Origin of the sequence: Staphylococcus condimenti, from assembly GCF_001618885.1 — a bacterium.
GTDB classification, from domain to species: domain Bacteria; phylum Bacillota; class Bacilli; order Staphylococcales; family Staphylococcaceae; genus Staphylococcus; species Staphylococcus condimenti.
In genome coordinates this window covers 35,654-61,910 of the sequence record NZ_CP015114.1, presented here as the reverse complement: position 1 = coordinate 61,910, position 26,257 = coordinate 35,654, and the positions used below count along the sequence as shown (strand labels likewise).

The 26,257-nt window shown below is 36.5% G+C and carries 18 protein-coding genes, 27 tRNA genes and 2 rRNA genes; 1 reads left to right on the top strand and 46 read right to left on the bottom strand.

Going from position 1 to position 26,257, the window contains the following annotated elements:
* Positions 1–43 precede the first annotated feature (43 nt).
* The 9 genes from yhaM to A4G25_RS00365 form a co-directional block, all read right to left on the bottom strand.
* Positions 44–985 (bottom strand): 3'-5' exoribonuclease YhaM, encoded by a 942-nt coding sequence (gene yhaM, locus A4G25_RS00405; RefSeq protein WP_047132981.1) that lies wholly within the window; start codon positions 983–985, stop codon positions 44–46.
* Positions 985–3,918 carry an AAA family ATPase gene (locus tag A4G25_RS00400; RefSeq protein ID WP_047132980.1) on the bottom strand — a complete coding sequence of 978 codons (2,934 nt, stop codon included), beginning with the start codon at positions 3,916–3,918 and terminating at the stop codon, positions 985–987. Before A4G25_RS00400 ends, yhaM begins: the two co-directional genes overlap by 1 nt.
* Positions 3,915–5,105, bottom strand: coding sequence for a metallophosphoesterase family protein (locus tag A4G25_RS00395; protein ID WP_047132979.1), 1,191 nt, complete (start codon positions 5,103–5,105; stop codon positions 3,915–3,917). Before A4G25_RS00395 ends, A4G25_RS00400 begins: the two co-directional genes overlap by 4 nt.
* Before the next feature lie 213 nt (positions 5,106–5,318).
* Positions 5,319–5,663: a YlbF/YmcA family competence regulator gene (locus tag A4G25_RS00390; RefSeq protein WP_047132978.1), complete on the bottom strand. Its 345-nt coding sequence runs from the start codon at positions 5,661–5,663 to the stop codon at positions 5,319–5,321.
* Between the two features lie 160 nt (positions 5,664–5,823).
* Positions 5,824–6,954 carry a DUF445 domain-containing protein gene (locus tag A4G25_RS00385; protein WP_047132977.1) on the bottom strand — a complete coding sequence of 377 codons (1,131 nt, stop codon included), beginning with the start codon at positions 6,952–6,954 and terminating at the stop codon, positions 5,824–5,826.
* A gap of 193 nt (positions 6,955–7,147) precedes the next feature.
* On the bottom strand, positions 7,148–7,612 hold the full coding sequence (xdrA, locus tag A4G25_RS00380) for an XRE family transcriptional regulator XdrA (RefSeq protein WP_047132976.1): 465 nt from the start codon (positions 7,610–7,612) through the stop codon (positions 7,148–7,150).
* Positions 7,613–8,019: 407 nt separating this feature from the next.
* Positions 8,020–9,300: a dicarboxylate/amino acid:cation symporter gene (locus A4G25_RS00375; protein ID WP_047132975.1), complete on the bottom strand. Its 1,281-nt coding sequence runs from the start codon at positions 9,298–9,300 to the stop codon at positions 8,020–8,022.
* Positions 9,301–9,447: 147 nt separating this feature from the next.
* A complete protein-coding gene (locus A4G25_RS00370; RefSeq protein ID WP_047132974.1) occupies positions 9,448–10,077 on the bottom strand; it encodes a response regulator in 630 nt (209 codons plus the stop codon).
* A gap of 4 nt (positions 10,078–10,081) precedes the next feature.
* A complete protein-coding gene (locus A4G25_RS00365) occupies positions 10,082–11,206 on the bottom strand; it encodes a GAF domain-containing sensor histidine kinase (RefSeq protein WP_047132973.1) in 1,125 nt (374 codons plus the stop codon).
* Positions 11,207–11,343: 137 nt separating this feature from the next.
* On the opposite strand from A4G25_RS00365, the gene A4G25_RS00360 reads away from it, so the two are divergent.
* On the top strand, positions 11,344–12,171 hold the full coding sequence (locus A4G25_RS00360) for an RluA family pseudouridine synthase (RefSeq protein WP_047132972.1): 828 nt from the start codon (positions 11,344–11,346) through the stop codon (positions 12,169–12,171).
* 49 nt (positions 12,172–12,220) lie between these two features.
* On the opposite strand, the gene fumC is transcribed toward A4G25_RS00360, so the two are convergent.
* The 37 genes from fumC to A4G25_RS00190 all read right to left on the bottom strand — a co-directional run bounded on the left by fumC (position 12,221) and on the right by A4G25_RS00190 (position 26,217).
* Positions 12,221–13,609, bottom strand: coding sequence for a class II fumarate hydratase (gene fumC / locus A4G25_RS00355; protein ID WP_047132971.1), 1,389 nt, complete (start codon positions 13,607–13,609; stop codon positions 12,221–12,223).
* A 172-nt stretch (positions 13,610–13,781) separates the two neighbouring features.
* Entirely contained in the window at positions 13,782–14,198 is a 417-nt protein-coding gene (locus A4G25_RS00350; protein ID WP_047132970.1) for a hypothetical protein, read from the bottom strand.
* Positions 14,199–14,337: 139 nt separating this feature from the next.
* Positions 14,338–14,937 (bottom strand): 6-phosphogluconolactonase, encoded by a 600-nt coding sequence (locus A4G25_RS00345; protein ID WP_047132969.1) that lies wholly within the window; start codon positions 14,935–14,937, stop codon positions 14,338–14,340.
* A 247-nt stretch (positions 14,938–15,184) separates the two neighbouring features.
* Positions 15,185–15,655 carry a tRNA (uridine(34)/cytosine(34)/5-carboxymethylaminomethyluridine(34)-2'-O)-methyltransferase TrmL gene (trmL, locus tag A4G25_RS00340; RefSeq protein WP_047132968.1) on the bottom strand — a complete coding sequence of 157 codons (471 nt, stop codon included), beginning with the start codon at positions 15,653–15,655 and terminating at the stop codon, positions 15,185–15,187.
* Positions 15,656–15,660: 5 nt separating this feature from the next.
* Positions 15,661–16,785: a tRNA epoxyqueuosine(34) reductase QueG gene (gene queG / locus A4G25_RS00335; protein ID WP_047132967.1), complete on the bottom strand. Its 1,125-nt coding sequence runs from the start codon at positions 16,783–16,785 to the stop codon at positions 15,661–15,663.
* A 124-nt stretch (positions 16,786–16,909) separates the two neighbouring features.
* The gene (locus A4G25_RS00330) at positions 16,910–17,635 is read right to left on the bottom strand and encodes an amino acid ABC transporter ATP-binding protein (RefSeq protein WP_047132966.1); all 726 of its coding nucleotides are present in this window, start codon (positions 17,633–17,635) and stop codon (positions 16,910–16,912) included.
* The gene (locus A4G25_RS00325) at positions 17,628–19,103 is read right to left on the bottom strand and encodes an ABC transporter substrate-binding protein/permease (RefSeq protein ID WP_103163169.1); all 1,476 of its coding nucleotides are present in this window, start codon (positions 19,101–19,103) and stop codon (positions 17,628–17,630) included. The genes A4G25_RS00330 and A4G25_RS00325 overlap by 8 nt, the downstream gene beginning before the upstream one ends.
* Positions 19,104–19,252: 149 nt before the next feature.
* Entirely contained in the window at positions 19,253–20,311 is a 1,059-nt protein-coding gene (locus A4G25_RS00320; RefSeq protein ID WP_047132965.1) for a PTS sugar transporter subunit IIC, read from the bottom strand.
* A gap of 170 nt (positions 20,312–20,481) precedes the next feature.
* Positions 20,482–20,566 (bottom strand) — tRNA-Leu (locus tag A4G25_RS00315).
* A 6-nt stretch (positions 20,567–20,572) separates the two neighbouring features.
* Positions 20,573–20,647, bottom strand: a tRNA-Gly gene (locus tag A4G25_RS12920).
* A 91-nt stretch (positions 20,648–20,738) separates the two neighbouring features.
* A tRNA-Gly gene (locus A4G25_RS12915) sits at positions 20,739–20,813 on the bottom strand.
* Between the two features lie 10 nt (positions 20,814–20,823).
* Positions 20,824–20,898 (bottom strand) — tRNA-Gly (locus tag A4G25_RS12910).
* 8 nt (positions 20,899–20,906) lie between these two features.
* Positions 20,907–20,981, bottom strand: a tRNA-Cys gene (locus A4G25_RS00310).
* A gap of 7 nt (positions 20,982–20,988) precedes the next feature.
* Positions 20,989–21,060, bottom strand: a tRNA-Gln gene (locus A4G25_RS00305).
* Positions 21,061–21,072: 12 nt separating this feature from the next.
* Positions 21,073–21,145, bottom strand: a tRNA-His gene (locus tag A4G25_RS00300).
* A gap of 2 nt (positions 21,146–21,147) precedes the next feature.
* Positions 21,148–21,221 (bottom strand) — tRNA-Trp (locus A4G25_RS00295).
* Positions 21,222–21,233: 12 nt separating this feature from the next.
* Positions 21,234–21,317, bottom strand: a tRNA-Tyr gene (locus A4G25_RS00290).
* Between the two features lie 5 nt (positions 21,318–21,322).
* Positions 21,323–21,398 (bottom strand) — tRNA-Thr (locus A4G25_RS00285).
* Between the two features lie 6 nt (positions 21,399–21,404).
* A tRNA-Phe gene (locus tag A4G25_RS00280) sits at positions 21,405–21,480 on the bottom strand.
* A gap of 19 nt (positions 21,481–21,499) precedes the next feature.
* Positions 21,500–21,575 (bottom strand) — tRNA-Asp (locus A4G25_RS00275).
* A 13-nt stretch (positions 21,576–21,588) separates the two neighbouring features.
* A tRNA-Met gene (locus A4G25_RS00270) sits at positions 21,589–21,662 on the bottom strand.
* A gap of 15 nt (positions 21,663–21,677) precedes the next feature.
* Positions 21,678–21,770: transfer RNA gene (locus tag A4G25_RS00265), tRNA-Ser, on the bottom strand.
* Between the two features lie 12 nt (positions 21,771–21,782).
* Positions 21,783–21,856: transfer RNA gene (locus A4G25_RS00260), tRNA-Ile, on the bottom strand.
* Positions 21,857–21,884: 28 nt separating this feature from the next.
* Positions 21,885–21,958: transfer RNA gene (locus A4G25_RS00255), tRNA-Met, on the bottom strand.
* A gap of 30 nt (positions 21,959–21,988) precedes the next feature.
* A tRNA-Ala gene (locus tag A4G25_RS00250) sits at positions 21,989–22,064 on the bottom strand.
* A 17-nt stretch (positions 22,065–22,081) separates the two neighbouring features.
* Positions 22,082–22,155 (bottom strand) — tRNA-Pro (locus A4G25_RS00245).
* A gap of 11 nt (positions 22,156–22,166) precedes the next feature.
* Positions 22,167–22,240 (bottom strand) — tRNA-Arg (locus A4G25_RS00240).
* Between the two features lie 10 nt (positions 22,241–22,250).
* A tRNA-Leu gene (locus A4G25_RS00235) sits at positions 22,251–22,339 on the bottom strand.
* An 8-nt stretch (positions 22,340–22,347) separates the two neighbouring features.
* Positions 22,348–22,422 (bottom strand) — tRNA-Gly (locus A4G25_RS00230).
* Positions 22,423–22,425: 3 nt separating this feature from the next.
* Positions 22,426–22,507 (bottom strand) — tRNA-Leu (locus A4G25_RS00225).
* A gap of 8 nt (positions 22,508–22,515) precedes the next feature.
* Positions 22,516–22,591, bottom strand: a tRNA-Lys gene (locus tag A4G25_RS00220).
* Between the two features lie 5 nt (positions 22,592–22,596).
* Positions 22,597–22,672 (bottom strand) — tRNA-Thr (locus A4G25_RS00215).
* 9 nt (positions 22,673–22,681) lie between these two features.
* A tRNA-Val gene (locus tag A4G25_RS00210) sits at positions 22,682–22,757 on the bottom strand.
* An 11-nt stretch (positions 22,758–22,768) separates the two neighbouring features.
* Positions 22,769–22,883: ribosomal RNA gene (gene rrf, locus A4G25_RS00205) — 5S ribosomal RNA — on the bottom strand.
* Positions 22,884–22,953: 70 nt separating this feature from the next.
* Positions 22,954–25,878, bottom strand: a 23S ribosomal RNA gene (locus A4G25_RS00200).
* A gap of 166 nt (positions 25,879–26,044) precedes the next feature.
* Positions 26,045–26,120, bottom strand: a tRNA-Ala gene (locus tag A4G25_RS00195).
* Positions 26,121–26,140: 20 nt separating this feature from the next.
* Positions 26,141–26,217 (bottom strand) — tRNA-Ile (locus tag A4G25_RS00190).
* Positions 26,218–26,257 lie beyond the last annotated feature (40 nt).

The window sequence follows — 26,257 nt, the reverse complement described above, 5'->3', positions numbered from 1 at the left end:
AGCCCCACTATTGGGACTCATTTTTTGATTAGAATAACAAAAATTAATCTAAACTTTCAGGATTATAAAATTGTCTATGCTCAAGTGCAAATATTTTTTCAGTAAACTGCCCTTTTCCTGTCTTTTTAAATGCTTTGCTAAACATGTTCATTCTAGCGTCGATGTTATCAATATAGCATAAGATTTCCGCTTCTTTTAACATCGGTAATTTTGGAGAACCATATTCTAATTTACCATGGTGAGAAAGAATCATATGTTGCAACAACATGACTTCTTCACCCTCAATACCTAATTCATCAGCTGTTTGAGATACTTCTTCGCTTGCTAAAGAAATATGACCTAACAAATTACCTTCGACAGTATATGAAGTAGCGACAGGACCACTTAACTCTTTAACTTTTCCAATGTCATGTAAAATAATACCGCTATATAATAAACTACGGTTTAATAAAGGATAAATATCGCATAAACTTTTAGCTATCTGCAGCATTGTAAGCACGTGATAACTAAGACCGCTCGCAAAGTTATGGTGGATTGAACTTGCTGCTGGATAAACGAAGAATTCGTTATTATATTTTTTCAATAAGTGTCTGGTAATCCTTTGTAATTTGCTGTTTTCAATATCTAATAAGAAATAATCAATTTGTTCTTTGATTTCGTCTGGTGTCAGCGGTGCACCATCTATAAAGTCTTTTGCAGATAAATTATCTGCAGCTTCAGCAAGCTTGAACTGATTTACTTTCATTTGTTTGCGCCCTCGATAATTAATAACATCACCTTTTGCACGAATGATAGTTTCAGGCTTCAACACTTCCATGTCTTGCTTCGTTACTGTCCAAACCTTAGCTTCTATTTCACCGCTTTTATCTTGTAAGAATAATGTCATATAATCTTTTCCTTGTGCAGTGACACCTTGTGTTGCTCGGTGAATCAAAAAGAAATGATCTACTGAGTCGCCTGGTTGAAGCTTTTCAATATTTCTCATTATTTGCCTCCTTCTTCAATTTTTTCTAATATTACTTTTTGTTTCGTTGGAACAAAGTTATCTTTTGTACAAGTGAAATACAATACTTGATAAGTTTGAGCCATTTCTTTTATATAATCCATCATTGCAGCTTTTCGCTGTTTGTCAAAATGTACAAATGCATCATCAATAATAATCGGCATTGAATAGTACGGTCGTAAAATTTTAATCAAGCTTAAGCGTAACGAAATATATAAAAGCTCTTTTGTAGATTGGCTGATTTCAGTCGGTTGATACATTTGACCATTTTCATGTTTAACCATGACATTATCGTTTGCATAGGTCACTTGTGTATAACGACCTTGTGTTAAGCGACTAAAGATGTTTGTAGCTTCATCTATAACTTGAGGAAGTCTCTTATCTTTAATCTGTTGAATATGTGCATCTACTAATGATTCTAAATAGCTTAAACTTGCCCAATCTTTGGCATTTTCATTAAACTGATTTTTCAACATATGGTAACGATGTCTTAACTGAGTTAATGTATCATCTGTTTCCATATGATTGATTTGTGCATTTAAATCACTGACTTCACTTTGCAACGTCAAGAATTGATCGTTATAATCATCTACTTGTTTTGCTAATGTTGTGTTTTCATCTTCCAACTGCACTTTAGTTTTATCACTTAATTTTGATGCATCATCATACATAAAGTTTTGATTTTCTAAATACTTATTTAAATCATGATAACGGCTATGGTTGCTTTGATAAGTTTGGAAACGATTATGATAACGATAGAAAGCTTCTTCATTATCAACTTTCACATGATTAAATAAGTTATCGATAAGATTAGTATTTTCATTTAAATGTGTATTAAGCTGATTTAATTCTTTCGTAAGCAAATCAATATTTTCGTTATTTCTTATCCATTTTGCATGGTTGTCTTCAGCTTGTTTCAACCAGCGTTTTACATCATGGAATAATGAAGATTGCTTATAATCAATGATTTGATTTTTTGTTAAACGATTAGCATGTTCGTAAAATTTATCTATTTTTGACTGCAATTCATTTTGTTGTGTTTTTAATTGCTCTAAATGATGTGTTATTACTTGAATACGCTCTACCGTCTTTATACCATCTAAAATTAAACTATCTGTCATTTTAGGCGAAACATGTAAACCTGATTTGATTTCTGAAATATTATCTTCAAGTTGTTGATAACTGATATTAGCTTCATCCAATTTTTCTTGAGTTAATGCTATTTTATTATCCAGTACTTCATTTGCTTTTTTGATGCTATGATTTTGTTCTCTCAAACGATGCTGTTCATCTAAATCAAAGTTTAAATCATATTTACTTTCAAGTTCAGCATTTTGCTTTTCTAATTGTGAAATCTCTGAAGTAAAGGCTTCACTATGACCCACTTTAGTTGATTTAACCATAATAGCACCAATAATGAACCCTATAGCAGCGATTCCAAAAATTACAGCAAAAATTACAGCTTGTGTTACAAATGAAAATACTGCTAAACCAGCACCTATTATTGCTAATAAAACAAAAGTGATACGTAACATTTTTTGTTTACGATCTCTTTCTTGCTGCTCTATATCAAAAGCATCTTTCATTTTTTGATATAAGTTCTTTTTCTCTTTGAGTTCAAATGATTGTTGATTATATTGCTTTTTCTTTTCAAACACTTCGTCAGGAACTAAAGCATTTTTCACATCTTCTTGTTCTTCTTGTATATTTGCTTGTTCAATTTCTTGTTCTTCTAAAGTACGTTTAAGTTGCGTAATATATGACGCTTGCTCGTTTTTATCTGAAATTTGACGACTCGCATAACTCTTGATGCTTTCTGAAACATCAACATTATCATGTGTTTCTTTCCAACCAATATTCGATTTTAAACTTTGTACTTCACGTTCTTTTTCTTCAATTTCTTTTGTAACACTTTTCAAATCATTTTCTAATTGCTTAATTTCATCTTCTTGTTTAGCAATTTGATTCAGAGCATCGATGTCAGACATTTTAGGTACATCAATCTGATTATTTTCGTTTTTCAGCTGATTTAACTTTTCTTGGCGTAGACCGATATCTTTTTTCAACTGATTATTTTGTTGTTTAGAAGTCTCGTATCTTTCAATACCTTGTTCGGGAAAATCGAGAGGTTCAATATTCAATTCATGTTCCAATGCTTTCCATTCTTGTGCTTGATCATGTAATGCAAGTTCTTTTTGTTTAGCTTCGTGCATTTTAGAAAGCTGTTGTAAATTTTGATGTAAATGGTTTAACCGGCGTTCTGCTTTATCTTTTTCGTCAATCAAACGTTGATAAGAACCTAAATTACTTTCTTGTTCACGAATTTGACTTTCTAACTCATTCAACTGTTCAACTTGCTGATTAATAATTGGATTTTTACCTGAACGTTTATATAATTCATTTTTACGTTCAGCCAATTGCGTGCGCATTGTTGTAAATTGAGTTGATCCTAACGCTCCAGCTTGTAATAAATATTCTTGCAATTGGTTTTCATCCATATTGCGATTAATATTTTGCAATCCTAATACATCAAATGAATAAATACCTTTATAAGTAGATTTATCAATATAATTTAATTTCTTTTGAAGCCATGCTTCATCACGAATGCCGCCATTTTCTAAATAAACTTTGACATCACCTTGTGCTGCACCTTTAATTCGTTCAACTTCGATTTCTTGCCCATCATCTAATGTTATATATAACTTACCGCCGTATTGGTTTCCTAATCTTGGTTCAAATCGCGGTTCGCTTTCGCGCTTAGTCGGAAAACCAAATAAAATAGAATGTATAAAAGCTTGAATCGTAGATTTCCCTGCTTCATTTTCACCAAAAATCTCTGTCAGTGAATTATTGAACTGAATTTTACGTTCAACAAATTTTCCGTATCCATAGATATCTAATGCCTTGATTCTCACTGTTTATCACCTCTTAAGTCCGACTTCAATAAAGATTCCGCCCGATTTATCAACTCGGTTTTATCAAATTCATTATAGTTATCAAGATATTTTGATGCCTTCGGATTCAAATATAAATCGTTCATAGCATGTTCAAATACTTTTTCATCACTTTTTAATTCTGTTGAAAATTCTTGAGCAATCGGCCTTGTCTCATCATCTTTGTATGTGATAATCAAATCTTCAACATATATAAATTGTGTTTGATTTTCTTCATATTCACGAATCATTTCTTCAACTTGGAGAATATCTTGAGAAGGTACTGGTGCATCACTATCAATTTCTAAATGTATGCGGTAAAAAGCTTTCCCTTGTTTTCTGACACTATCCTTAAATTTTTGAAGTACTTCATACAGACCTTGTTTTGAAGTTTGGCTCGTTTCTATCTTCACTTCATCAAAACGAATATATTGAGTGGGCACGAATGTGACATCCAATTTTAATTCATCGCCTTCTACAAGCAAAAACCCTTTTTCGCCTTGTTCATTAAAATGACGTCCTTGTATGTTTCCTGGATAATAAATTGGTGGCATATCACTCAATTGAACACGCTCATGAATATGTCCCAAAGCCCAGTAATGATATAATTTTGTATTTAAATCTTCCAATAAAAATTCCGTATATCTGTGATTATCAGAAGATTTACTATAAGTGCCATGCAAAACACCGATATGCATACCTTTTTCACCTTGGCTAGACGGATATTCATCTAACTTATTTTCATAACTTTCATCATTTTGATAACTGAAGCCATGTAATAATATTTTCTCACCATGCTTTGTTATCGTTTGATATGTTTCTACATTTTTGTCAAAAACTGAAACATTTGCCGGCCAATCTGTTGTGATTAATTCTGACAACGGGTCATGGTTACCATGACAGATATATACAAATATTTGTTCTTTTTCTAGTCTTTCAAATTGTTCTTTTAAAAAGACTTCTGCTCTTAATGATCGATTCTCTTTATCAAATAGATCACCTGCAATAACAATAAAATCGACCTCTTCACGCAAAGCATGGTCGATAATTGACTTAAAGCTTTCATATGTACTTTTCTTAACATCTTCATAAATATTAGGACTTAAATGCGTATGCGATTTGAATGGGCTATCTAAATGCAAATCTGCACAATGAATAAATTTCACCATAATTCGGAAAGCTCCTTTTTGAGATAAAATTCTTTTTTAAACGGCACTTTTATGTAAAAATTATAGTTTGAGAATAAAAGTATCACTTTATTTTACCATATTTTAAACATAGTAGTCTAAAGAACATACGGCTTAAAATACGTATTAAAGAACGATAAAAAAACTGCTGAACAAAATTGTTCAGCAGTTTTTAACTACAACCTAATTGTTAAATTAGTCAGCGTAAACTTCATCTAAAGGTTTAACAATAATTTGGTTGATTTCTTGGAATACTTGGCTCATTTGTTGTTCTGCAGCCATTAATTCAGCAATATTTTCATCTTTTTCAATTGCTTGAGCTTGTTCTTGGGCTTTTTTCAAATCTTCTTCTTCGATTTGTTCGCCTTGCATTTGCATTTGTTGGAATTTCAATTGAGTTTCACGGAACTCATCGAATAATTTTTTAGATTCTTCATGCGCTTTAACTTTGTCATAAGCATCTTTGATTGCTTTGTATTCTTCGCTATTTCTTAACGCTTCTTCTAGTTTGTGTGCATGTTCTTGTAAATTTACTGCCATTTAAACTCACTCCTTAATATTTGTGTAACTACGCCGTCATTACAATAACATAAATCGAGACAACTGTCGAAACATTTAGTCAGTATGGTATTTAAGCTTTAATATTTTAACCACTTTTTAATTACGGCTCTCTTTATTTACATTCCTTAATTTTCATTCTTTAAACAAATAAAGCAACAATTCCTTGTAAGCAGCCTATGATTCCACCTAATAAGAAACCAAGCAACATAATCAATTTTAATTCTTTGTTTGCAATCTCTATAATTAAGCTTTCGATATAGTCTAAATCAAACGAGTTAATTTGTTCTTCTACAATACCGCTCAAATTAACTTGTTTCATAATCGAAGAGAGATGCTCTGCAGCTTTCTCTACAATCAAGTTTGTTGTCCAAGCTGCTGCATGCTGTTCTGCATACTCCACTAAATTTGGTGCTAATTCTTTTATAGGTTGGTTTACTCTTGTAGAAATGTCAGCATAAGCCAAAATTAGAGGAGTAAATTTCGCTTTAATATTATTGAATTGCTCCGGACTGACTACTGAGCCTAATTCATTATTTTTCAACGTATTGTATTCATTATTAATTAACTGTGCAACGATTTCACGCGCTTTAGGGTGATTAGTTAAACGTATCAATTCCATTTGAATACGTTCTGCGATACTTTCTTTTGTCATAAACATCTGCAATAAACCGATAATTTTACCTTTTTCTGCAAAAAATGTATCGAGCATATTGTAGATATCTTGCTCTCCTTTTGATGACGACAAATAAATTCGCGCACGATCACATAGTAATGGTGTCAGTGCTTCGATTTTTTCATCGAGTTCTGCTTCAAGTTCTGATGGAATTAAAGCTTTTAGTGACTCTTGATTGTGTTCTTGATAGTACTGTTCTAATTTCTCATCTATTAAATTGCTTAATTTATCTTCAGCAGTTTTTGCTAAATCAATTCCAAAATAACTGGCAAAATTTTGCAATGTTGCATCATTGCGTTTCAACTTTTGGATTTGTTGTGAAATAAAACTTTCAATTGCTTCGCGTGCACTTAGCGAACTGATTTTTTCTTTAATTAATGACTCAGTAATGAGATGTTCTTCGATAACATTACCAATTTTATAAGCAATTTCTTCTCTTCTTTTTGGTACCAAACCAGGAGTAAATGGTATACGCCATTTACCAATATGATAAGCTCGTTGAGGGTGAAACAACATTCTGATCGCAATCATATTAGTTATTCCGCCAATCAACGCACCTATTACAATCATAAATAATATGACTAAAAATGCATGCATTTTCGTATCTCCTTTTAAAAAACATTCGTGCAATATATTTTACCGTATTTTTGATTACGAGCATAATTTTAAAATTGCAAAAAAAGATTGATGACCTTCTGTAGCCATCAATCTTTTCATTACTTACTTATTTATGGATTAAGTATTTTAATCTCAATTAGAGATTATGCTATAACCTATAACAAAACAAGTTTTAAGCATGAACTAATTCGTCTTTAGAAATTCTTCCAAAGTATGTTTCTGCTTCTCTTAATTTAGAAGTACCGAAAATAGGTTGTTTATCTTGATTCAAGATACGGTAGATTTCACTTACTTTATTACTTTGTAAGATGTATCCGTTGCGAGAATCTAATGTATTCCAATAGATATCGCTTGTAGTTGGATGTTTAGGATATGCACAATGATTTCTTGAAATTGTTTGTACTATTTCTAATGGATCACAACCGAATGTGCTGTTCAAAACATCTGAATCTCTGAATAATGCACAAATTGACACACAAGTTGTCCAGTTCGGCAACACACGTTCTTTTTCAATTTGAACAAGTGTTTTCTTTGATAAACCGATAGTTTGAGCCATTGTATCTTGTGTATAACCTGCTTCTATTCTAACCATCTTGAACTTTGTTTGAATTAAATCTGTAAAACTTTGTCTATCCATTATATAATCTACCTTTCTATTGTGAAATTTCACCGGACACAAGAAATTGCAATTATACACATTTCTTGAAACACAAATTACATCTTAATACAAAATCAACAAAATTAAAAGAGTGAATACGCATTTTTTAACGTATTTCATTAAAGCCGAAATTGTCTAAATTATCTAACACATCTAATGTGTTTACTATTTAAATTGCATATGCCGGTATTTTTCTATTTTTATTGATATGCAAAGGGGTAATATACTTCAATCTCTATTATGGCGAATCTTATCGTTTTTTCAAGTCATTTTTTTATTTTAATTTAATTTTACCTTAAAAAAGGACTTTTAAACCCAATTAAATCTATCAGATAACATAGAAAAAGACTAAAATACAGATTATTTCTGTATCCTAGTCTTATTAATTAGCTTGTTTTCTTCGCCAGTTTTCTATCTTCTTGTTTTGAAATCATAAATGCGCATGCAGCATCACCTGTTATATTAACCGCAGTTCTTGTCATATCTAATAGTCTATCTATACCTATAATGATACCAATTGCTGCCGGATTTAAATCGACAGCTGTTAAAACCATCGCAAGCATAATTAATCCCACACCTGGAACACCTGCAGTACCTATACTTGCTACAACTGCTATAACGATTACTGTTAATATTTGTACAATTGATAATTGGGCACCTGATATCTGAGCAATAAATATTGTTGCAACCCCTTGCATTATTGCTGTACCATCCATATTAATTGTTGCGCCTAGTGGTTGAACAAATGAAGCAATTTCTGGACGCACCCCCATTTTTTTCGTACATTCCATTGAAACAGGTAATGCAGCATTTGAACTAGAACCACCGAATCCTATTGTAATCGCCGGTATAAACCCTTTAAAGAATTTAATCGGACTATCTTTAGCTAAGAATTTAATTGTACCTCCATAAATAAGGAAGAAATGTAAGATGAGTGCTACAAGCACAACAATGAAGTATAACCCTAATTGTTTAATTGCACCTAATCCTGCTCCAGTGAATGCATGAGCAACTAAACAGAACGTTCCGATTGGAGCAAAAACTGTCATAATCATTGATATAATATACATCAATACATCATTAAACTGTTCGAAAAATTGTTTTACAATAATTGCTTTTTCTCCCATAACCATAATTCCTATCCCAATGAAGATTGAAAAAGTAATAACCTGCAGCATATTACCTTGTGTCATAGCTTCAATTGGATTTTTTGGGAATAAGTTAATTAATGTTTGATCAAAAGTTTGTTTGGCCGGTGCTTCTGCCCCTTCATTCTGTTTATCTAATGTTTTTTGATAAGATGATACATCTGCACTTTTCATTAAATCAGAATGGCCGGCACCTGGTTTTACTGCTAATGCTAAAAGTATTGCAATCGTTATTGCGATGGCTGTTGTACATAAGAAGAAAATAAGTGTCTTTAAACCAATTCCTCCTAATAACTTAGGGTCACCTACCCCTACAACACCTAGTACAATTGAAACAAACACTACTGGTACTACAAGCATAAAAATTAAGTTTAAGAAAATCTGACCCACAGTATTAAAGAAATATTGGTCAATAAACTTAACTGTACCTGACTGCGCAAATATATCACAGATAGAACCAATAACAATCCCTAAAATAAGAGCAATCACGATATTTAATGTTAAGTGTTTACTTTTCATTTTCCATCCCCCCTTGAATCCTATAATTATATTATAATCAGATTTTTCTGAAAAGGGAAACAATATTTTATTTGTGAAAATTTATACAAATAAGAAACGTGCTCATAATTGCTTTATTATTGCATTATGAGCACGCTTCAATATAAATTAAATTAATTTATTTTCCATTGCATAAATTGCTGCTTGTGTTCTATCTGTAACCTGTAATTTTGAAAATATATGACTCACATGTGTCTTCACTGTTTTTTCTGAAACAAATAATGTTTCAGCAATTTCTTTATTCGTTTTACCTTTAGCCATTTCTTTTAATACTTCTGTTTCTCGATTAGATAACTTGTTAATGTGGTGGGGTTTTTTAGCCACATCCTCAATTACCTTTTGTACTTCTGGGTGTATTATCTTAGCGCCTTCTAACACTTTATGTATAGATTCAATAAGCACATCTGGTTCTACATCTTTCATTTCATAGCCATCTGCACCTTTATTGATTGCTGAAATCACATGCTCATCATCTGCATAACTTGTTAAAACTAAAATTTTAATAGATGGATACTCTTTTTTTAATTTTTCGGTTACTTCTATTCCATTCATTTCAGGCATAACAAGATCTAGTAGTACAATATCAGGTTGTATATTTTGTGCTTTTAATTCTTCAAAGAACTGTTTTCCATTTGAATAGGATCCTTCAATCGTTAAATCTTCTATGGTAGAAATTAAAAACTCTAAACCTTGTCTAACGATGTAATGATCATCTATTAATGTTACGCGATTTGCCATTTTTTTACTCCTTATCTATTCTAATCACAGGAATCTTCATACTTATATGAGTCCCTTTGCCTATAGTAGATTGTATATCCAATTCCCCATGGATTTGTTTAATTCTTTGTTTCATATTGTGTATGCCATGCGATTCTTCACTTATAAATTCGGAATTAAACCCTGTTCCTTGGTCGCTGATACTGACGGTAAATATATTATTCTCTTGTATCAATTTTATATCAACGTTATCTGTCTGCGCATGCTTTTTGATATTATTTACCGCTTCTTGCACAATTCTATATACATGCTCTTCTATACTGCTGGATAAATTTATCAGACCTTCTACATGTATTTTAGGCTGTATGCCAATCAATTCGCAGTAACGCTTTACTGCACTTACAAGACCATGTTCTAATCCAACGGGTTTCAATTGCCATATTAATGCACGCATTTCATTTACAGCTTGTTGGCTAGTTGTTTCTATAGTTTGAAATGCTTTTTTAGCAATGGGTTCATCTGTCATTCCATATGCTGCGTGTGCAGTTATTTTTAATGAAAACAACATCTGATTAACTGAATCATGTAAATCACGCGCTAATCGGTTTCTTTCATTCAAACGGGCAGCTTCTTTTTCTTGATTTGTCAGTTCAATACGTTTAATTGTTGAACCGATTTGAAAAGCAACTGATTCGAGCAGTTCCAAATCTTCTTCAGAATATTTTTCTGTATATGGAGAGGCAACATTTAATAACCCGAATTTTTCATTGCCTGAGCGAAGCGGTACTGTTGCATGATGTGTTATGCCTTCCGATTCATTATGATATTTCTTATTAGCTGCACTGATTCTCGAGCAATGTATAATGTTTGAAGCTTTCGTCAATCGCTGGCTATTATAAGCTTGAACACACCAACAAGTACCTTCGCTCATGCTTTTGCAATCTTCCTTCATAAGCGATTGAGGAAGATGGTAATCCGCTACCATTTCTTGAATACCATCTGCATTTATAAAGAAAATCCATCCTGTAGAAAAAGAGCTGCCCTCAATTAAACGTTTTAAAGCACCATGCATCATCGCATAGATTTCAGTCTCTTCATTCAAATATTCAGCTATTTCTTTCAATAATGCCAGACGTGTAGGTTTAACCATCTACTCATCCCTTTCGTTAACCAACTTTACTTTATTATACCTTCTTGAAACAATGAACGATAGTATTCTATTGTTTCGACTCTCTTTAGAAAGTCAAATTGTGTTATGATAAGAAGTAATGATTGAGGGAGGAAACTATGAAATTTAAAGTACCTGAACAATATAATAACTATTCTTTACGAGAAATTTTCCAAGACGTTAAGTTGCCCAAAAAAGAATTACACCAACTTAATATGTCAAAAGATATCAAAATCAATAATGATGAAGCAAAATTAACGGATAAAGTGCAAACAGGTGATACTGCATATATTCCGACTCCTGATGAAAAAAGTAATTATTTGCCAAGTTATCGCTATGCTGAAGTATTCTACGAAGACGATGACATTGCGATTATTAAAAAACCTAAAGGTGTTAAAACACATCCAAATGATCTAAAAGAAAGCAACACCTTAATGAATCATGTCATTTACACAATTGATAGTGATTATGCAGAACCCATTCATCGTTTAGATCAAGAAACTGTCGGTCTATTAATCGTAGCTAAAAACCCATTGATGAAAAAGTTATTAGATCGTATGTTGGAAGATAATCAAATCTCTAGAATTTATAAAGCACGTGTCAAAAGCCAGCTGCCTTTGAAGCCGCAGACAATTGATAAACCGATTGGAAAAGATAAATTCCATTCAAATCGCCGTCGTGTTTCACCAACTGGCCAACATGCAATTACACATATTTTAAATTCTAGAATGATTAAAGAAAATGAATGCGAATTAGACATCAAACTCGATACTGGACGTACACATCAAATCCGTGTGCATTTAGCTGCTATTGGCCACCCTGTCTTAGGTGATCCGCTTTATGGAGATTCTAAATTAAGACAGTTGCAATTGCATAGTCATCAAATTGAATTCACACACCCACTAACAAAAGAAAAAATCTCAGTTTCATTAGATGATGAAAAATAAGAAAGAAGCCGCGCCCCCTCAAAGGAGCACGGCTTCTTATTTGTATCCATTAAGCGTTAGGTTCAACCATATTTTCAGGTTTAATCCATTCATCAAATTGTTCTTCAGTTAAGTAACCTGAATCAATTGCAGATTGTTTTAAAGTGATACCTTTTTTGTGTGCATTTTTAGCAATTGAAGCTGCTTTTTCATAACCAATATGTGGATTTAACGCTGTAACAAGCATTAGTGAACGATTCAAATATTGATCAATATTTTCTTCAATCGGTTCGATTCCTTGGGCGCAGTTTTCGTCAAATGTTCTCATACCATCTGCTAAAAGATAAATTGATTGTAATGTGTCATTCATAATAACAGGTTTGAATACATTCAATTCAAAATTACCTTGAGATGCTGCAATACCTACAACAGTGTCATTACCCATAACTTGAACTGCTACCATTGTTAACATTTCACATTGTGTAGGGTTTACTTTACCTGGCATGATAGATGATCCTGGTTCATTTTCTGGAATACTGATTTCAGCAAGTCCAGCACGCGGACCAGAAGCTAACCAGCGTACATCATTTGCAATCTTCATTAAGTCAGCAGCTAAGGCTTTTAATGTGCCGTGTAATTGTACGACTTCGTCATGTGCTGTTAATGCATGGAATTTATTTTCTGATGATACAAAAGGATAACCTGTATTTTCTTTAATTTTTTCAGCAACACGATCACCAAATTCGGGATGCGCATTGATACCTGTACCTACTGCAGTACCGCCAATTGCTAAGTTTAATAAATGTGCTTTAGACTCTTTTAATAATTCATCACATTTGTCTAGCATATAACGCCATCCGCTGATTTCTTGACCAAGACGAATCGGTGTCGCATCTTGTAAATGTGTACGACCGATTTTAATGATGTCATGGAAATCTTTTTCTTTTTTCTCAAAAGTATCACGTAATTGTTTTAATGCTGGTTCAAGATTTGATTCAATTTCATGATATAAAGCAACATGCATAGCAGTTGGGAAAGTATCATTTGAACTTTGAGATTTATTCACATCATCATTTGGATGAACTGTTTCTTCACTGCCGTGCTTTTTCAAATAGTCATTAGCTACATAGCTGACTACTTCGTTTACATTCATATTACTTTGTGTACCGCTTCCTGTTTGCCATACAACTAATGGGAAGTGTTCATCTAATTCCCCTTTGATTACACGATCGCATGCAAATATAATTGCTTCTTTTTTAGCTTCGCTTAATTTGCCTAAATCATAGTTTGCTAAAGCAGCTGCGCGTTTTAATTGTGCAAAACCATAAACCACTTCAATCGGCATACGTTCTTTTCCAACTGGGAAATTACGTTTGCTTCGTTCTGTTTGAGCACCCCAAAATTTATCGCCGGGTACTTCGATTTCTCCGAAAGTATCATGTTCAATTCTTACTGACATTTGACTTTTCTCCCCTTTTTGAGTGATATTTAATTTCAGTATAGCATTAAATTATTTATATTAAAATCTCTATAACGTTAACGCTTTCATTTATAGTTCAAAATTCTCTGAAAATAGCATAATGTAACAAAAAACTGAGCAGAAACTTCCACGTCTCATACTCAGTCATTTTTTAGTCTACTATTTTATTATTGCCAAAATGCAGTTTAACTGCTTGTATAACAGCAATAGCAGAAAGAATATATAATATGATACTTATGGCTAATGTCACTGGACTAATTGCGATTAAAGTGCCTAAAAAACCTGTTAAACCAGCATAAAAATCACTAATTGCTTTCATTAAAATAAAAGTTATAGCAATACAACATACAACACTGATAATAACACCTTTTTGATTACTCTTAATAAACATTTGAGGATCTCTTTCATTTATGAGTCCTTTTGATAAGTTCATTTGTAATTTAACAACACGGAATAAAACAGGTAAATAAAGTGCACCTAATGCAATAGGAAACCCTTTAATGGATAAAAGTCCGACTATGACTGTCAATATCATCAATAATTTCCAATGCTTATGTAAGTTCTGCATTACGTTAATGCATCCTTTCTTTTATTAATCACTTCTTAAAATATATATGAAATGCAGTATAAAAACAAATAAAAATCCGACAAGCAATTGGTTAAGAAACACCAAGTCCCTTGCCGGAGAATTATCAATTTATACTTTATTAAGCGAAGCGTTCAGTAAAATACTGACGTACATCTTCAGGCAGACCTTTTGCTGCAGCTTCATCTAATAGAACATTTACCATGCGATGTGCTTTTAAGTCTGATGGTACATAACTTGAATTACCGTTTTCCTCATATAATTTTTTAACAAGGTCAGCTTTTTCAGCACCTGTAATTACAAGAATAATTTCTCTTGCTGGCATTAAACCAGTTTTAACAGACACATCTAATTCACCTTTGCTGTTAATTGATAAAACTTGCATTGTGAATTTTGCTTTATTTTCTTTAGATTTGATATTTTCTTCAATTTTTTCAACTGGATTATCATTATATGATAATTCATAAATTTGAGTTGCAGGCACGCCTAGAGTTTCATAATATGACTTGTTCTCGTCATAATCAAATATGTTAACTTGGCTGAAATCTACTGGATGTCTTAAAACATTTTGTTTCAAGTCTTCAAGTACAGGTGCATTATCATCTGCTAAATGTACACCCATAATTGTTGTAGGATTGTTATTAAATTGCTTTCTAATTATATCTGCAGCATAACGTGCAGTTGTATCTGCTGATGGAAAAACTTTAAAGTTCATTGCCATAAATGTACACTCCTCTAATTGTTCTCAGTTAGTATATTGATTCAATGTATACTTTCACAAGCAAGAAAAAGAATCACACAGATTCCTACTTACTATAACGGAATAATTTGAATCCCGTGCATTTAATTATACCCATTGATATTTTTAATACCCTATCGAATTTATATATAAACCCGCAGCATAATTTATATGTTTATCTTAATTATACCGATATCATTATTTAATTTCATCTATCTAGAGTTTTTTCTTAATGCATACCTGGATAATTTTGTTGTCTTAAAGCTTCATATACTAAAATTGCTGCTGTATTTGATAAATTCAATGAACGAATATGATCGTTCATCGGAATTCTTAAAGCAGTATCATGATATTTTTCTTTGACCCAATCTGGCAAACCTGTTGTTTCACGCCCAAAAACAAAATAATGTTCTTCTTCAGGGTCTGAATAATCAAAGTCTGTAAAGGTTGTAGCACCGAATTTAGTGATTAAATAATAATGCCCTTCTGTTTGGTCAAAAAACTGTTCTATATTTTCATAATAAGTAATATTAACATGCTCCCAATAATCAAGACCTGCACGTTTTAACATTTTATCATCTGTACTGAATCCTAATGGTTTAATAAGATGCAAATGTGTATTTGTACCTGCACAAGTTCTTGCTATATTCCCTGTGTTTGCAGGGATTTCCGGTTGAAATAACACGACATGATTTGTCATTTTTCTTAATTCCTCTTTTCTAATCCTTTTACCATTTCTTTTTGAACTTCATCAAGCTCATCTGCTAAATGCTGTTCAATAAAGTCTCGCTCACTTTCTCCAGCAATTTGTCCAATTGCCCAATATGCTGTACCGCGAATCATTGGGCGCGGATCATTGATTGCCACTTCTTTCAATTCTGGTATAGCTGTTTCCTCTTTAAAATGCGCTAAAGCAATGATAGCATTACGCTGAATCGGCTTTTTGCCTCTCCATGCACCTGCTAAATGGCCATACGTATTTTTAAATTCTTTATTGCTCATTTGTAATAATGGAATAAGTCGCGGTTTTAAAATTTCAGGTTCTAATACGATGTCGTCTTGTTCTGTATTGATACCGCGATTTCGAGGACATACTTGCTGGCAAGTATCACATCCATAAAGTCTATTGCCGATTTTAGAACGATAGTCATCTGGGAGATAACCTTTTGTTTGGGTTAAAAAACTAATACATTTTTGGCTATTTAATTGGCCGTCTCCGACTAATGCTCCAGTAGGACAACGATCGACACAAATTGTACAGTCGCCGCAACTGTCTAGAAGCGGGTCGTCAGGTTCAAAAGGAATGCTTACAAGCATCTCCCCTAAATATGTCCATGTGCCTAAGTCAGGATTAATTACAAAGCCGTTTCTTCCTGTGTAACCTAGCCCTGCTCGTTCTGCTACTGCTCTGTCTGATAAAACACCTGTATCGACCATCGATAACATTTCAACATCTGGAACTCGCGTTTTTATATATTCTGCTAATTTATCCAAACGTTTGCGCATAATTGTATGATAGTCTTGTCCCCATGAGGCTCTTGCAAACATTCCTCTGCGGTCTCCCCTGACACTTCGCGGAGCACCTTTTAATTTATTGGGGTAACCTACAGCAATTGCTATAATTGACCGTGCTGTAGGCATTGATAATTTGGGATTTACACGTAATTCAATATCAGATTCTTCAAACCCAGATGCATAACCTTTGGCGTGATAATCAACTAGTTTCTGCTTTAATTCATCAAATGGATCTGCTGTTGTAAATCCTATGCTGTCAATTCCAATTTGATAGGCATATTCAATAATATCTTTTTTTAATTGTTTATAATCCAACATAATGCCTCCATTTAAATCGTCCATTTTGTATTTTAACACAACTTACCATGCTTCGAACGATAAATTCATAGAAAAAGACTGCTGTATTTTACACAACAGTCTAAGTAAGCTTTATCAATATTTAATTAAGTACACGTTGTAAAAATTGTTTTGTTCTTTCATTTGTTGGATGCTCAAATATTTCTTCTGGCGTTCCAGACTCTGCTACAACGCCGTCTGCCATAAATATAACCTTATCGCTCACATCACGTGCAAAGTTCATTTCATGTGTTACAACCACCATTGTCATGCCTTCTTTTGCCAATTCTTTCATAACATGCAATACATCCCCCACAACCTCAGGATCAAGCGCCGAAGTTGGTTCATCAAATAACAGTACATCTGGATGCATAGCTAAGGCACGTGCAATTGCTACTCTTTGTTTTTGGCCTCCAGAAAGTTGAGAAGGATAGCTGTCTCCTTTATCTTCTAACCCTACTTTTTTCAATAATTCTTCTGCTTCTATTTTTAAAGATGAAGTATCATTCTTTTTTAATAATTGTGGTGCTAACATAATATTTTCTCTTACTGTTTTATGAGGAAATAAATTGAAGCTTTGGAAAACCATACCCATTTTCTGACGTAAGTGATTCAAGTTTACATTTTTATTTAATATGTTATCCCCTTCAAAAATAATCTCACCGCTATCAGGTTGTTCTAATAAATTTATACATCTAAGCAAAGTGCTTTTCCCGCCGCCAGATGGTCCGATTATTGCAACTACTTCCCCATTCTCTACATTTAAATTGATATCTTTCAACACATCATTTGTTCCAAAACTTTTTTTAAGTTGTTTTATATTAATCACTGACTTTCATTCTCCCTTCAAAGAAATACATCACTCTTGATAAAACAAATGTCAAAATGAAGTATAAAATTGCTGCAACTAATAAAGGTGTAAATGGATCAAAAGATGCCCCCTGAACTACTTGCGCATTAAACATGATTTCACTAACTCCAATTACTGATACAATTGATGATTCTTTTATAACTGTGACAAACTCATTACCTAAGGCTGGTAAAATATTCTTGATCGCTTGAGGTAAAATAATCGTTTTCATCGTTTGACCATAACTCAACCCTAAACTTCTGGATGCTTCAGTTTGTCCCTTATCCACCGCGTTGATACCTGCTCTAATAATTTCAGCAATATAGGCTGAACAGTTAATAACCATGGCAATCATTCCGCATATCATTGCCGAAATATTCAATCCTAATGCAGCTGTTGTACCGAAGAAAACTAAGAATACTTGAACAAGTAATGGTGTACCTCTAATGAATTCTATATAAATTGTTGCTAACCATTTTAAAGGCTTAAATGTACTTAATTTCATCAATGCAAGTAATGCACCGAAAACAGCACCTAAGACTACTCCTATAATCGAGATTAAAATTGTATTTTTAATACCAGTCACAAAAAATGAGCTGTATTTTGTAAAGAAGTTCCCATCATCTTCCATAGCTTGCGCTGCAGTTTCTTTATATTTATCTATTAACCCTTTATCTTTGATATCTTTAATTGAGGTATTTAATTTATCTAAGAATACAGGTGATTCTTTTGGCAAAGCGATACAAGTATCTTTATCTGGCTCTGAAAATTTTACTTTTGCAAAACCGAGTTCAGGATTTTGTTGTAAATATGCTTCTGCCACAGGTCCTTCAATAATCGCACCATCTGTTTTTCCGCTTTTTAAAGCCATTATTACTTCTGGCAAACGTGTCATTGATTGTATGTCTGCATTTTCAATTTCGTTTTTTGCAAGTTCTTCTTGTGTTGTCTGTTTTTGTGCACCTATACGTTTGTTTGCAAAGTCCTTTAAAGATTTGTACTTATCGATATTTGTCTTTTTCACGACCATAGTCTGTCCAGATTTTAAATATGAATCAGAAAAGTCTACTTCTTTTTTACGCTCTGGTGTGGGCGTCATTCCTGAAATAATCATATCTATTTTCCCAGTCTTTAAAGCACCTAACAAACTGTCAAAGTTCATGTTCACAATTTCTAATTTCAACCCGTTATCTTTTGCGATTTTTTTAGCAATTTCTATATCTATACCTACATACTCACGCTTTCCGTTTTTATGACTTTCAAATTCTAACGGTGCATAATCAGCTGATAATCCAACCTTTAACACACCTCTCTTTTTGATTTTTTCCCATGTTTTATCTTGTGATGCTGCGTTTGCTTTAGATCCAAAACTTCCAAAAACTAAAGTAAATGTCAAAAGCAAACAAGTTACGGTTACTAATGTTTTAAATAATTTATTACTTGTCATAACTACACCCCTCCTGGTTACAGAATTATTATACATATAAACGTATTAATATGCAATAAATAATTTCAAATTTTCAGATTATTTCATCGTACTAGAGCTTCAAATAAAAAAGCCCATCTGTCTGTAACAGATGAGCGATATTTTTATAATTAATCTTTGGGTAATTCAAATTTATAAATATCATCATTATAACCAGGAATTACTTTTTTACAAAGTTGATGAACTAAAAAACCTAAAACAAATGGTATTATAAAATATCCGAAAGCTAATAAAATAATATTCGTTGTAGGATCCCCTTGCATACGCGAAAATGCATTGATAGGTCCGACTAATCCTGTATATCCAAAGCCAGCTGACATCGGTGTTCCTTGGACTTTTAGTACATAAGCAATAATTCCAGTAATTAGACCATTTAATATCAGAGGTACGGCAATAATTAAATGTTTAAAATAAACTGGTATCATCATTTTCGCAGCACCAATAATAAGAATAAGATTTACTCCCAATTTATTGACACGTAATGAGCCCCATAAGAAAGTAATACATGCAGCAACAATACCTAAATTTGCTGCTCCACTTCCTAGACCAGTTAAACCGATTGCTGTAGCAATCGCTACTAATGAAATCGGCGTGACCATTAATAGTGAATATGTTATAGAAATTAATATACTCATTAATAATGGATTCAACTCTGTAAAGGAATTAATCAAACTTCCAATCGCTTTTGTTATATGCGAAATATAAGGTAAAGTAATCAAACCTAAAAAGCCTGAAACAACAGGAATAATCACTGGAAGTAATATCATTTCAAGTGAACCTAATCTTCCTGATAGTAGTAAAAACAATAAGCAAGCAATCATTATTACAACAATGATATTAATAATGTCGCCAATGCCTTTTAATGCAATACCTTCCTTGGTGATCACAACTGCTCCTGAGCCTATCATTGCAGAGGTTCCGATCATTGCAGCTCCTGCACCACTAAATTTAAACTGATGAGCTGCTAAGATCCCAACAATAAATGCCATAAAAGATTGAATAACAATAACAATTTGATAAATAACTTCTAAGTATTCATTTCCATCTTTAAAGAACTTTAGAAGCTCACCTAGCAACGCATTAGGTAATAAAGCAATTACTACACCTGCCCCTACAGCATTTAAAATATTACTAAAAAATACTTTCACATTCATTTCTGATTTAGCCATGAGTTATAAATGTTCCCTTCGTTCTTAAACTATGTATAATATTCTATAACAAACTATCACAAGCTACAATGTAAATTTGTAATATCCATAATTAAGCGTAAAAAAAAGCAGAAACGCTACACAAGATAACGTTTCTGCTTTTCGAACAATACGTAGTATTATTCTTTCAGTACCGGCGGTCGGGGTCGAACCGACACTCCATTGACTGGAACGGGATTTTGAGTCCCGCGCGTCTGCCAATTCCGCCACGCCGGCATAATATGGAGCGGAAGATAGGATTTACACCTATACCTCGTTCCGGGAAGGAACGTGTTCTAAGAGTTGAACTACTCCCGCATATTTTATGGAGCGGAAGATAGGATTTACACCTATACCTCATTCCGGGAAGGAATGAATTCTGAAAGTTGAAATACTCCCGCATATTTTATGGAGCGGAAAATAGGATTTACACCTATACCTCGTTCCGGGAAGGAACGTGTTCTGAAAGTTGAACTATTCCCGCATAAATTAAATGGAGCGGAAGATAGGATTTACACCTATACCTCGTTCCGGGAAGGAACGTGTTCTAAATGTTGAACTACTCCCGCAAATTTCATGGAGGCGGCAACCGGATTTGAACCGGTGAATAAAGGTTTTGCAGACCTTGGCCTTACCACTTGGCTATGCCGCCAAAGTAACTGGGCTAACTGGATTCGAACCAGTGAGTGACGGAGTCAAAGTCCGTTGCCTTACCGCTTGGCTATAGCCCATTAATATTAAAGGGCGACTGATGGGAATCGAACCCACGAGTGTCGGAACCACAATCCGATGTGTTAACCACTTCACCACAGTCGCCATGGCAGGGGCAGTAGGAATCGAACCCACATCAAAGGTTTTGGAGACCTCTATTCTACCGTTGAACTATGCCCCTATTAAATTAAGATGGTGGAGGGGGGCAGATTCGAACTGCCGAACCCGAAGGAGCGGATTTACAGTCCGCCGCGTTTAGCCACTTCGCTACCCCTCCAGAGATGGTGCCGGCCAGAGGACTTGAACCCCCAACCTACTGATTACAAGTCAGTTGCTCTACCAGTTGAGCTAGGCCGGCTTAAAATGGTGGTTCAGGACAGAGTCGAACTGCCGACACATGGAGCTTCAATCCATTGCTCTACCAACTGAGCTACTGAACCACAAAATATTAAATTATAATGGCGGTCTCGACGGGAATCGAACCCGCGATCTCCTGCGTGACAGGCAGGCGTGTTAACCGCTACACTACGAGACCAGACATAATAAAATTGCGGGAGGCGGATTTGAACCACCGACCTTCGGGTTATGAGCCCGACGAGCTACCGAACTGCTCCATCCCGCGGTAATAAAATTATAATGGCGGAGGAAGAGGGATTCGAACCCCCGCGAGCCGTTAAGCCCCTGTCGGTTTTCAAGACCGATCCCTTCAGCCGGACTTGGGTATTCCTCCAAAAAAATTATATGGACCTTGCAGGACTCGAACCTGCGACCGAACGGTTATGAGCCGTTAGCTCTAACCAACTGAGCTAAAGGTCCAATATATAATTCTACAACTAATAATGAGTGGCGGTGGAGGGGATCGAACCCCCGACCTCACGGGTATGAACCGTACGCTCTAGCCAGCTGAGCTACACCGCCATTGTAAAGTTATGTTGTAAATAATAAATATGGTGGAGACTAGCGGGATCGAACCGCTGACCTCCTGCGTGCAAAGCAGGCGCTCTCCCAGCTGAGCTAAGCCCCCATATTATTCTAAGGTTATCGGGAAGACAGGATTCGAACCTACGACCCCTTGGTCCCAAACCAAGTGCTCTACCAAGCTGAGCTACTTCCCGTAGAAATAAAGCGCGCCCGATAGGAGTCGAACCCATAACCTCTTGATCCGTAGTCAAACGCTCTATCCAGTTGAGCTACGGGCGCATTATTTAATTGGTGCCGAGGACCGGAATCGAACCGGTACGATAATCACTTATCGCAGGATTTTAAGTCCTGTGCGTCTGCCAGTTCCGCCACCCCGGCAAAAATAATGGAGCAGAAGACGGGATTCGAACCCGCGACCCCGACCTTGGCAAGGTCGTATTCTACCGCTGAACTACTTCTGCAAATGCGGGTGAAGGGAGTCGAACCCCCACGCCTTGCGGCGCTAGATCCTAAGTCTAGTGCGTCTGCCAATTCCGCCACACCCGCTATTCAAATGGTGAGCCATAGAGGATTCGAACCTCTGACCCTCTGATTAAAAGTCAGATGCTCTACCAACTGAGCTAATGGCTCTGAGATGGTGCCGGCCAGAGGACTTGAACCCCCAACCTACTGATTACAAGTCAGTTGCTCTACCAGTTGAGCTAGGCCGGCTATTTAAAATGGTGGAGAATGACGGGTTCGAACCGCCGACCCTCTGCTTGTAAGGCAGATGCTCTCCCAGCTGAGCTAATTCTCCATTATATAATTGCCTGGCAACGTCCTACTCTTGCGGAACGTAAGTTCGACTACCATCGGCGCTAAAGAGCTTAACTACTGTGTTCGGCATGGGAACAGGTGTGACCTCTTTGCCATTGTCACCAGACAATAGAATGATTATACATTCAAAACTAGATAGTAAGTAATTGTCAATTCAACCAGTCAAAACTTGAAATTGGATTAAGTCTTCGATCGATTAGTATTCGTCAGCTCCACATATCGCTATGCTTCCACCCCGAACCTATTAACCTCATCATCTTTGAGGGATCTTATAACCGAAGTTGGGAAGTCTCATCTTGAGGGGGGCTTCATGCTTAGATGCTTTCAGCACTTATCCCGTCTATACATAGCTACCCAGCTATGCCGTTGGCACGACAACTGGTACACCAGAGGTATGTCCATCCCGGTCCTCTCGTACTAAGGACAGCTCCTCTCAAACTTCCTGCGCCCACGACGGATAGGGACCGAACTGTCTCACGACGTTCTGAACCCAGCTCGCGTACCGCTTTAATGGGCGAACAGCCCAACCCTTGGGACCGACTACAGCCCCAGGATGCGATGAGCCGACATCGAGGTGCCAAACCTCCCCGTCGATGTGAACTCTTGGGGGAGATAAGCCTGTTATCCCCGGGGTAGCTTTTATCCGTTGAGCGATGGCCCTTCCATGCGGAACCACCGGATCACTAAGTCCGTCTTTCGACCCTGCTCGACTTGTAGGTCTCGCAGTCAAGCTCCCTTATGCCTTTACACTCTATGAATGATTTCCAACCATTCTGAGGGAACCTTTGAGCGCCTCCGTTACACTTTAGGAGGCGACCGCCCCAGTCAAACTGCCCGCCTGACACTGTCTCCCGCCATGATTAATGGCGCGGGTTAGAAATCCAACACAGCTAGGGTAGTATCCCACCAACGCCTCCACGTAAGCTGGCGCTCACGTTTCTAAGGCTCCTACCTATCCTGTACAAGCTGTGCCGAATTTCAATATCAGGCTACAGTAAAGCTCCACGGGGTCTTTCCGTCCTGTCGCGGGTAACCTGCATCTTCACAGGTACTATGATTTCACCGAGTCTCTCGTTGAGACAGTGCCCAAATCGTTACGCCTTTCGTGCGGGTCGGAACTTACCCGACAAGGAATTTCGCTACCTTAGGACCGTTATAGTTACGGCCGCCGTTTACTGGGGCTTCGATTCGTAGCTTCGCAGAAGCTAACCACTCCTCTTAACCTTCCAGCACCGGGCAGGCGTCAGCCCCTATACATCACCTTACGGTTTAGCAGAGACCTGTGTTTTTGATAAACAGTCGCTTGGGCCTATTCACTGCGGCTCTTCAGAGCGTGAACCCTAAAGAGCACCCCTTCTCCCGAAGTTACGGGGTCATTTTGCCGAGTTCCTTAACGAGAGTTCTCTCGCTCACCTTAGAATTCTCATCTTGACTACCTGTGTCGGTTTGCGGTACGGGCGCCAAATCTCTAGCTAGAGGCTTTTCTCGACAGTGTGAAATCAACGACTCGAGGAAAACATGTTTCCTCTCCCCATCACAGCTTGACCTTGAGAATGGCGGATTTGCCTACCATTCAGTCTTACTGCTTGGACGTGCACTCCAACAGCACGCTTCGCCTATCCTACTGTGTCCCCCCATCGCTTAAAACGATCATTGGCGGTACAGGAATATCAACCTGTTATCCATCGCCTACGCCTGTCGGCCTCGGCTTAGGACCCGACTAACCCAGAGCGGACGAGCCTTCCTCTGGAAACCTTAGTCAATCGGTGGATGGGATTCTCACCCATCTTTCGCTACTCACACCGGCATTCTCACTTCTAAGCGCTCCACATGTCCTTGCGATCATGCTTCGACGCCCTTAGAACGCTCTCCTACCACTGTCCGAAGGACAGTCCACAGCTTCGGTAATATGTTTAGCCCCGGTACATTTTCGGCGCAGTGTCACTCGACTAGTGAGCTATTACGCACTCTTTAAATGATGGCTGCTTCTAAGCCAACATCCTAGTTGTCTGGGCAATACCACATCCTTTGCCACTTAACATATATTTTGGGACCTTAGCTGGTGGTCTGGGCTGTTTCCCTTTCGAACATGGACCTTATCACCCACGTTCTGACTCCCAAGTTAAATTGATTGGCATTCGGAGTTTGTCTGAATTCGGTAACCCGAGAAGGGCCCCTCGTCCAAACAGTGCTCTACCTCCAACAATCATCACTTGAGGCTAGCCCTAAAGCTATTTCGGAGAGAACCAGCTATCTCCAGGTTCGATTGGAATTTCTCCGCTACCCTCAGTTCATCCGCTCACTTTTCAACGTAAGTCGGTTCGGTCCTCCATTCAGTGTTACCTGAACTTCAACCTGACCAAGGGTAGATCACCTGGTTTCGGGTCTACGACCAAATACTCAACGCCCTGTTCAGACTCGCTTTCGCTGCGGCTCCGCATTCGCTGCTTAACCTTGCATCAGATCGTAACTCGCCGGTTCATTCTACAAAAGGCACGCCATCACCCATTAACGGGCTCTGACTACTTGTAAGCACACGGTTTCAAGTTCTCTTTCACTCCCCTTCCGGGGTACTTTTCACCTTTCCCTCACGGTACTGGTTCACTATCGGTCACTAGAGAGTATTTAGCCTTGGGAGATGGTCCTCCCGGATTCCGACGGAATTCCACGTGCTCCGTCGTACTCAGGATCCACTCAGGAGAGAATCGACTTTCGACTACAGGACTTTTACCTTCTCTGGTCCAACTTTCCAGTACGGTTCGTCTAATCGATTCTTTTGTAACTCCATACAGAGTGTCCTACAACCCCAATGAGCAAGCTCATTGGTTTGGGCTCTTCCCGTTTCGCTCGCCGCTACTCAGGGAATCGAGTTTTCTTTCTCTTCCTGCGGGTACTAAGATGTTTCAGTTCTCCGCGTCTGCCTTCAGACATGCTATGTATTCACATGTCGATAACACAACATAACTTGTGCTGGGTTCCCCCATTCGGAAATCTCTGGATCAACGCTTACTTACAGCTACCCAAAGCATATCGTCGTTAGTAACGTCCTTCATCAGCTTCTAGTGCCAAGGCATCCACCGTGCGCCCTTAATAACTTAATCACGTTATTAATTATGTGAGTAATCTTCTTTGCCGTCGGCAAATTGATTACTAGCGATTCATTTAAATGAATAAAGCTTTTAAAACTCTAATTCACTCGGTTTTGCTTGGTAAAATCTATTTATTACTTACTTATCTAGTTTTCAATGTACAAATTTAAATCTTATATGGTGGAGACTAGCGGGATCGAACCGCTGACCTCCTGCGTGCAAAGCAGGCGCTCTCCCATCTGAGCTAAGCCCCCATACATGTATTAAATTTAAATGGTGGGCCTAAGTGGACTCGAACCACCGACCTCACGCTTATCAGGCGTGCGCTCTAACCAGCTGAGCTATAGGCCCATTTAAAAGAATGAATAAACATTCAAAACTGAATACAATA